This window comes from Desulfobacula sp., assembly GCF_030611305.1.
Taxonomy (GTDB): domain Bacteria; phylum Desulfobacterota; class Desulfobacteria; order Desulfobacterales; family Desulfobacteraceae; genus Desulfobacula.
This window is the reverse complement of the sequence record NZ_JAUWQB010000125.1, coordinates 1-7,592: the sequence shown is the minus strand read 5'-3', so window position 1 is coordinate 7,592 and position 7,592 is coordinate 1. Positions and strand designations below refer to the sequence as shown.

The following is a 7,592-nucleotide window of genomic DNA, read 5'->3' as shown; positions in this document are numbered from 1 at the left end:
AAAAATCGACTCATTCGTTACTCCTTGATCATTAAGTTGTGGGGACAACTCGATCATAGAGTAACATGAGTCGTACAGATGGCAAAGCCTCTGCACTCTGACCTGGCCCTGAGGGCCAGGGTTTTCACATTAGACTAAATTTTATTTTTTAAACTGTCAAGTGTTTTTTTATAAAAAAAATATCCCTGGTGTCATTTGTGCTTGACACACAAGCCAATTTGAGATTGATTGTTATGTGAGAAAGCGATCTTTTTTTCTAAATGTTTAGTCATATTAAAATTTTAATATGACTATCGCAAGACCATACTTGAGGAGTCGTGGAATGAATAGCATTGCCTTTGACGATTATTATGAGGACCTTCAAATAAGCCCCAATGCTGATTTGGAAACCATTGGGCGCGTTTATCGATTACTGGCAAAACGGTATCACCCAGATAACAAAGAAACAGGAAATATCGTTAAATTCGAGACTATTAACGAAGCCCATCAAGTGCTATCTACTCCAGAAAAACGCGCTACATATGATGTCACATATGAAGAAAAAAAAATCCATCAGTGGCAAGCTATTTCTGAAGTATCTTCGCCCAACAAATATGATGAAGATATACATAGTCGCCGGTGTCTACTTTCTATTTTATATATTAAATGCAGGGAGAATCCATCCGACCCTGGTATTGGTTTGTGGCGTCTTGAAAAAATGTTAGGCTGGCCGGAAAATTTAATCAAGTTTCACTTCTGGTATTTAAAAGAAAAAGGTCATATTAAACGAAGTGAAAGTGGCGAGTTAGAAATCACTGCAAGCGGTGTAGACATGATAGAGCAGGATGGCCTAGTTCTGGGAAAAGATCTATTATTGTCTGAATCAACAGAAGAAAACCACAGATTGAAGTTCATTAAAGATAATCCAGCTGAGAAAACAAACGAATATACAAAACGATAGACCTTTAAAAACCTCAAACCAAGTCTTCAACATCCGTCTTAGTAGGATTCATCCTCATGCCACTACTCAACAAAGTCCTCAAAGAAACCGCAAAATCATCATACCTCTCAGAACAACAATTACCCCTAACCTCTTCAGCCAAAGCATTATACTGATTATCGCTCAAAATCCCTCTTCTTTTCTTCAAAATTTCAACTTCCTTAGGCAAACCAATTTCACAATAAGCCCTCAAAACCTCATCTAACTCAAAAGAAGTCAAAATAATATCTCTCTTATTCAAAGTATTAAGCAGCCTTCTTCCTTTTCCACTCTCAGCAAATCCTATAATCTTCTCACGCAAATTTCCATTCACCATAAAAATCAGTGTACAAAATATCTTTGGAACAAACAATCAAGAAAATTTTTTTTGAATAGTTTTCGCGAGGCAATTGCATCGGGTTGTATTCGGCCATTTATCGGAGAAGATTATAAATTTCATTATCAGCCTGATAATGGGGAAAGCAATTGCATATTTCGGCCTGGATAATAGTCAGGTGCCCCAATTGGAGGCCCAATGAAGATAAATTCACTCCCCGGAAAGTCGAGTTAACTACTTACCGGAACTCCTTTTCAAACATGGATTCCTTTATCTGTTCCATTTTAATAGCATCCTGAGGACATCCTGTGGCGCACACACCGCATCCCCTGCATTGTTCAGCATCAATTACAGGAACCAGAAGTTTTTTTTCTTTGGTGTTTTTTTCCTGGGATATGATACCAAAAGGGCATCGTCGGACACATTTTCCGCATTTGATGCAGTCTTGGGTCGGAGGCTGTGCCAGGTAACGGCTCATGGGCCAATATTTTTGAACATTGAGCTGTTGGGAGAGCTGATGGGGAAAGCAGCAGTCACTGCAGCAATTGCATAAAGCACCTGTAATCATGCCATGTTTATCCAGCCCAAGTTCAGCACTTTGCATCAGTCCATTTTTATTGGCCTCTTTTACAATATCCAGGGCTTTTTCCCTTGAAATCTCCCATCCGATTCCCTTGTCATTTGAAAATCTGATACAGGTGAATTCAGGTTTCTCGCAGTTTCCAATCATTGCCCGGCAATTGCAGGGCCATAAATAAAACTTAGAGATTTTTTTGAAAAGCGCCTTAACTTCGTTCAGTAAAAGGTATTCCGGATATATTTTATAAGGATCTCTTTGTTTTCCCGTTTTCAGGTCTTCTGCTTTTTGGGTATGGGATGCAATGTAATGCTTTAATTCCCAATGATTTAACTTGTTCTTTATTTCAACAGGCAGATCCTTCCATCCTTCAAATAACGCCCAAAAATTATATCTGATATGGAAATCTTCCGGTGCGATCCGCTGGTCATCAAGAAGTTTGACAACGCCCCTTTGCCAGGCTCTTTCCAAAAACAGGTCAAAATTATTATCATCTTTCAGGGCTTTGTTTTTTTTCAAAAGCTTTATTAAATATTGTTTTCCACATGGTTTGCCTGCCAGTATCTGTAAAAGATCAATTTCCAGGGGTTCATAGAAACGGTCCAGCCAGGGGGCTAAAAAATCAGGTGGATTCATGTTTTTCCTTTAAATGATTTAATTCATCATCATTTCGTTCTGCTTCAACCTCATGAACCATATCAATATTATGAAGAATTAAAAGTTCTTCTTTCGTATCCGATCCTTTTAACATATTGATACCCGAGGGAGCCCATATGCCTGAGCTGCCGCAATAATCAAGTCCATCAAGGCTGTGTGGTCCGACAGCATTTGCTGCCATGACCCATACCTGGTTTTGAAAGGCCAGCGCCGGCAGCATCAAGTCCCAGAGGAATTTATAGTAGGACTCCTCTTTTATGTTAAGTCTCTTGTATTCTCTTTTTCCCTGTTTCCTCCAGGCGGCATTGACAATGAGCCCATCCAATTTCTCCATTTTGACAAGCTCCCGGGTAAACTGGGGGAAACTGATATCCCAACAGGTCAAGAATCCAAATTTCCCCCATGCTGTCTTAAGCACCAATGTATCATTTATACCTGACGAGATATATTTTTCCTCAAGCCCGGGCAGAAAAGTCTTTTTATAGGTTCTGTCTTGATCAAAATAGTTGCCGGTGCGGTCCAGAACAATGCTGGTGTTAAAAAATTTCTTTGTGTCGTCACTGTTTTTTATCAAGCCGTTAAATACAATATACTGTAAGGTTTTGTTCACATATGACCTGACAATTTCGTCAAGCCAGGCTGCCAAATTATCCAGGCAATTTTTCTCCATAAATGATCTGCATTCTTTTTCATTTTCCCAGAAATATCCTGAGAGGCAATATTCAGGGAAGATCACAAGATTTGCCTTTTTTTCAGAGAACAGGTCTAGTACTTTGATTATTCTTTTTTTATTTTTTTCTAAATTTTTGGTTTTTGGATTGATATTGGCTATACCCACTGAAATATTTTCTGGGTTTTCTGAGAAAAATTTTTCAATTAACATAAAATCCTCATCATCTGTGTCATTTATGAGCACCGGATAAATCAATCAATTTATCCAGTGTTTTTTCCCGGTCAAAATTCCAGATCAGGGTTACCAGAGATTTTGCTTTGGTTTCCCCTATCACAGGAGATGACAGCCATAAAAACTTATTTTCCAACTCCAGGTCCGTCGGCAATGTACTGTGGGGATCCCACCTTGCCGATATCACGCCTGAAGAGAAGACAGTCCCGGCTGTGGTCGCGATTTCAACTTCCGACTCAGCCCTGGCCGGGAATTCTTTCTGGAACCTGTCCTGGGCAAGGATCTGGATTTTATCCATCATCCTATGGATATCTTTATCAAAAAGTCTTGGAGCAAGCACCTGGGCCGGGCCGACTTCTCCGTCCATCAGGGCGGCAGAAATGGGGAAAGCAATATTATACTGTGCTTCTTCGGTGTTTTGAGGATAATGGGTACTTAAGGCGGCTGACTCTTTAAATGTAAACACTTTGATCTGTTTGATGTCTTCAGGGTCAAGCCTGTTTTCAGCCATGATTTTCAAGGCACCGTCCACTCCCGGCTGGGCCCACCGACAGGCTGAATAGGGTTTGAAATACAGGTTCATGATTTCAAAAACCTTGCCTAAAGAGTTAATCCATTCCTCTTCAGGAGAATCATCAAAAATCGGGTGTATACCGGTAAATCCTTTATCAGCCATAATGGCTGACATCACAGCCACCATACATCCCCACCCGATACTGTCTTTTCCCATGCCTGGGATTTCAATGCATTTCATCATGGGGGCAATGGGGGCGTGATATTCAGCAGCACCTAGGGCGTGACAAAGCTTTTCCCGGGTCAGCCCGAAAAGTTTTCCTGCAGCAGCAGCCCCTCCAACAGCACCCCAGCTTCCCGAAGAATGGTATGTCTCACAGGTTGCGTGCCGGATCAGTCCTGCCCGGATGGCCACTTCATAACCAACAACCAGGGCGGTTAAAAATTTTTCGCCGGTAACGCGAGGTGCCATTTCTCCTACAGCCAAAATTACGGGAAGGATGCAGGCACCGGGATGACCTTTTACCTTTCTGTAGCCGTCATCAATGTCCAGGGCGTTATTGGCAAACCCGTTGACAAGAGCAGCGCCTGAAGCCGAGACTTTACTCCCTTTGACAAGTATGGTGGCATCGTCACCTTTGAATTGTTCTTTAACAAGGGAATTCATCAGATCTGCAACAGGCGTATTGTGCCCTGCAATCAAGGCACCCAAAGTATCCAGCAGACATCGCTTTGCCTGATGTTGTATATCTGCGGGCAATTCAGTCCAATCTGCTTCCATGATAAAATTTAATGTGGTTTCGTTATTTTTCATGAAATTTTTTTTCTCCCTGTCAGAATTGGATCATAGCGGGAATGAACATATCCTCAACCTCTATTTTTTCGCCAGCAATATGTTGAATTTTTCTCTTATGGCCTTGTCAATCTCTTCCGGGATATAAGATGGTTGAGGCGTTTCAAGTAATTTTTTAGCTATGGCAAGTGCCCTTTGTCTGGTATCAAGACTGGCTTCCTGCTCCCATTTGTCACGGCTTTTTCTATCGGTTACGCCATTGCCGTTATAGTATTCCGTTCTCAAGTGGGCCATGGTATGGGGAGAGGTCATAAAATTGCCACCGGGACCAACAGAATCAATAACTTCCAGGGCAAGGTGGTCTGCATCGCAGTCAATCCCCTTGAGAACCCTGCAGCAGTTTCCGATAATCTCATCATCAATGACAAACTGCTCATAGGCAATGGTGAGCATGGATTCAAGCATGCCGGCACTGTGATGGATATAATTGGAGCCACCCATGGATGCAAGCAGTGCGGTAAATGCTTTTTCGTATCCTGCCTGGGCATCCGGAACCTTGGAATCGGAAAGTCCTGCTGAATTATAATTGGGTACTTTTATGTGATTTGATAGTTGGTGGATGGCTGCATTCATCATTCCACATTCCACAGCACCTCCCAGGTATCCCATGTTGTTGAGATTTGCCATGCCCGGGATGCCACCGTAAAGCACGGGGGCCCCCGCCTGGGTCAGCTGACAGATGGTGATGCCGGCAAGCTGCTCAGCATGGAGCTGGGCCAGGGTGCCTGCCATGGTCAAAGGAGAAGTGGAGCCTGCCATGGGTGCACTTGAAAGGGCAATTGGAATACGAAACCGGTTTGCTTCCTGCATGATAAGAGTGGACTGGGTGCAGAGTTTTAACGGGCTGATGGCAAAACAGGCAACCGTTGAAATAAAGGGCCTTTCCTGTAGTTTTTCAAGGCCGCCGGCAATCATGGATGCCATTTCAATAACATCGTGCAGCCCTTTTTCATCATTCACACCAGACATGACATGTTTTGAAGATGCAGAAAGGCAGGCATAAAACCAATTGATATTATAGTCCTCTATGGCAATGTCTGTTGCAATGCAGGGTTTTACCAGAAAATGGATATTGTCCAGCTGATCCACAAGCCGTGATACATCATAGAGATCCTTGAGGGTTGTGGGCCTGACCCTGCCTGTTTCCAGGTCCAGAATTTTGATGGCAGCACCACCAGTCCCCATGTGAACTCGATTTTCGGCCAGATGAAGATCATTTTTGGGATCCTGGCCGCAAAGGACAATTCTTTCAGGTGCGTTTGCAACCTGTTCAATAATCATATCTCTTGGAAATGTGATATTATTTCTATCCCTGTCAATGGCAGCGCCGTTATCTTCAAGCATTTGAATAGTATCTTCCAGACCCTGTTCATATGTCATCCCTGTTTTTTCAAGAATCTTCAGCGACGCTTCATGAATTATTTCTATTTGTTCCGGTGACAAAGGGCAATATTGGCCGCCCTGTAAGCCCATTAAATTCATGGTAAGCTCCTTACTAAGTTGTTTTTTTTTAAATTTCGAATCCATTTTTCAAGTAAACTCAAAACATCGTGCCATACCTGAATTTTGTTTTGGGCAATTGTTTAAATGGCATGGGTTTGGATGTGTGTCAGGAAGACCTGTTTCCGGTTCCCAGATGCCAGGAACCGGCTTCTTCCCGCATGATTTTGTCCATGATGGCTGTTCTGGCTTCATCAAGCTCTTTCTGTAGTGTCTTCTTTGCCCCTGTAGGGTCATGGGCTTTTAACCGGTCTATCAGGTGGCCATGAATATCACTCATGTGCCTACCGGAACGAACAATGATCATGAATCGGGCCAGACGGTCATGTATATGCCCTATCTGCCGGGCCAGTTCATGATTGCCCGAGGCGTTGGCAACCAGATAATGAAAATTTTTGTTTTCTTCAGTGTATCGCGAATAGGTTTCATCCGCATCGTCTGTGAAGCCTGCGTGAACTTTTTTAAGAGAGGCAATCTGTTCATCCGTAATTTTTTCTGCTGCTCTTTCCACGGCAGCAAGTTCGAGAATTTGCCGAAGCTCAAGCATATCATTGAGTTCTTTTAAGCTGACCAGGGCAATATAATAACCGGATCTGGGTTTAATGGTCACAAGATCTTCCTGGCTGAGCATCTGCAATGCATCCCTGACTGGAGTGACGCTGGTCCCGAATTCCTTTTTTAAAATATCAATAGACAGTCTTTCGCCTGATTGTTTCCGACCCGTAATGATATCGGCCCTGATTTTTTTATATATGACATGCTTGGTTGCATCGCCTATTTTTTTAGGCATTCATTTCCTCCTGTTGTTCATGTCCCGGTCAGTAAGTTTGTCTATATATAACATAAAAATTTATATTATCAATAATTTAATCATTGCAGGTTATAGAATTGACTTTTGAAAACTTAAATTATATAAATAACTATTTTCTCTCAATCAATTGATATATCAACATGGAGATATCATGATATCAACACATGATTTTAGTATGAACAGCGCTCATTATGCTCGGATGGGTGAGCAGGAATGCAAGAAAATTCACATGGCAACTCTGGAAATTCTTGAAAGGACCGGTGTTGATGTTCATGATGAAAAGGCCAGAAACATACTCGCTAAAGGCGGTGCCACCATGGAGGGAATACGGGTTCGGATACCGGAATACATGGTGACAAGAGCGCTGTCCACTGCCCCTGAACGGATAACATTATATGACAGGGGTAAATATCCTGGCCCTGAGGGCCAGGCTTTGGGTTTACCCCTGGAAGGGGATTAGTATGCCTTGGCCCCCTGAGGGG

Annotated in this window: 8 protein-coding genes; 2 read left to right on the top strand and 6 right to left on the bottom strand. The window is 42.6% G+C overall.

Annotation, left to right across the window (positions count from 1 at the left end; genetic code table 11):
• Positions 1–322 precede the first annotated feature (322 nt).
• Positions 323–940, top strand: a complete 618-nt coding sequence (locus QAI40_RS16195) for a J domain-containing protein (RefSeq protein ID WP_299983763.1) — start codon at positions 323–325, stop codon at positions 938–940.
• Between the two features lie 13 nt (positions 941–953).
• Here QAI40_RS16195 and QAI40_RS16190 read toward each other — a convergent pair whose 3' ends face one another.
• The 6 genes from QAI40_RS16190 to QAI40_RS16165 all read right to left on the bottom strand — a co-directional run bounded on the left by QAI40_RS16190 (position 954) and on the right by QAI40_RS16165 (position 7,089).
• On the bottom strand, positions 954–1,280 hold the full coding sequence (locus QAI40_RS16190) for a hypothetical protein (protein WP_299983762.1): 327 nt from the start codon (positions 1,278–1,280) through the stop codon (positions 954–956).
• A 253-nt stretch (positions 1,281–1,533) separates the two neighbouring features.
• The gene (locus QAI40_RS16185; protein WP_299983760.1) at positions 1,534–2,508 is read right to left on the bottom strand and encodes a 4Fe-4S binding protein; all 975 of its coding nucleotides are present in this window, start codon (positions 2,506–2,508) and stop codon (positions 1,534–1,536) included.
• Positions 2,495–3,412 carry a carbon-nitrogen hydrolase family protein gene (locus QAI40_RS16180; RefSeq protein WP_299983758.1) on the bottom strand — a complete coding sequence of 306 codons (918 nt, stop codon included), beginning with the start codon at positions 3,410–3,412 and terminating at the stop codon, positions 2,495–2,497. Before QAI40_RS16180 ends, QAI40_RS16185 begins: the two co-directional genes overlap by 14 nt.
• A gap of 19 nt (positions 3,413–3,431) precedes the next feature.
• Entirely contained in the window at positions 3,432–4,760 is a 1,329-nt protein-coding gene (locus QAI40_RS16175) for an MmgE/PrpD family protein (RefSeq protein WP_299983756.1), read from the bottom strand.
• 60 nt (positions 4,761–4,820) lie between these two features.
• On the bottom strand, positions 4,821–6,281 hold the full coding sequence (locus QAI40_RS16170) for a trimethylamine methyltransferase family protein (RefSeq protein ID WP_299983754.1): 1,461 nt from the start codon (positions 6,279–6,281) through the stop codon (positions 4,821–4,823).
• Positions 6,282–6,408: 127 nt separating this feature from the next.
• Positions 6,409–7,089, bottom strand: a complete 681-nt coding sequence (locus QAI40_RS16165) for a GntR family transcriptional regulator (protein ID WP_299983752.1) — start codon at positions 7,087–7,089, stop codon at positions 6,409–6,411.
• Between the two features lie 172 nt (positions 7,090–7,261).
• Here QAI40_RS16165 and QAI40_RS16160 point away from each other — a divergent pair, with 172 nt between their 5' ends.
• Entirely contained in the window at positions 7,262–7,570 is a 309-nt protein-coding gene (locus tag QAI40_RS16160) for a trimethylamine methyltransferase family protein (RefSeq protein WP_299983750.1), read from the top strand.
• Positions 7,571–7,592: the final 22 nt, after the last annotated feature.

Coding starts and splice junctions, on each gene's coding strand:
- QAI40_RS16165 (WP_299983752.1), bottom strand. CDS start 7,089: ATGCCTAAAAAAATAGGCGATGCAACCAAGCATGTCATATATAAAAAA.
- QAI40_RS16160 (WP_299983750.1), top strand. CDS start 7,262: ATGATATCAACACATGATTTTAGTATGAACAGCGCTCATTATGCTCGG.
- QAI40_RS16175 (WP_299983756.1), bottom strand. CDS start 4,760: ATGAAAAATAACGAAACCACATTAAATTTTATCATGGAAGCAGATTGG.
- QAI40_RS16180 (WP_299983758.1), bottom strand. CDS start 3,412: ATGTTAATTGAAAAATTTTTCTCAGAAAACCCAGAAAATATTTCAGTG.
- QAI40_RS16170 (WP_299983754.1), bottom strand. CDS start 6,281: ATGAATTTAATGGGCTTACAGGGCGGCCAATATTGCCCTTTGTCACCG.
- QAI40_RS16195 (WP_299983763.1), top strand. CDS start 323: ATGAATAGCATTGCCTTTGACGATTATTATGAGGACCTTCAAATAAGC.
- QAI40_RS16185 (WP_299983760.1), bottom strand. CDS start 2,508: ATGAATCCACCTGATTTTTTAGCCCCCTGGCTGGACCGTTTCTATGAA.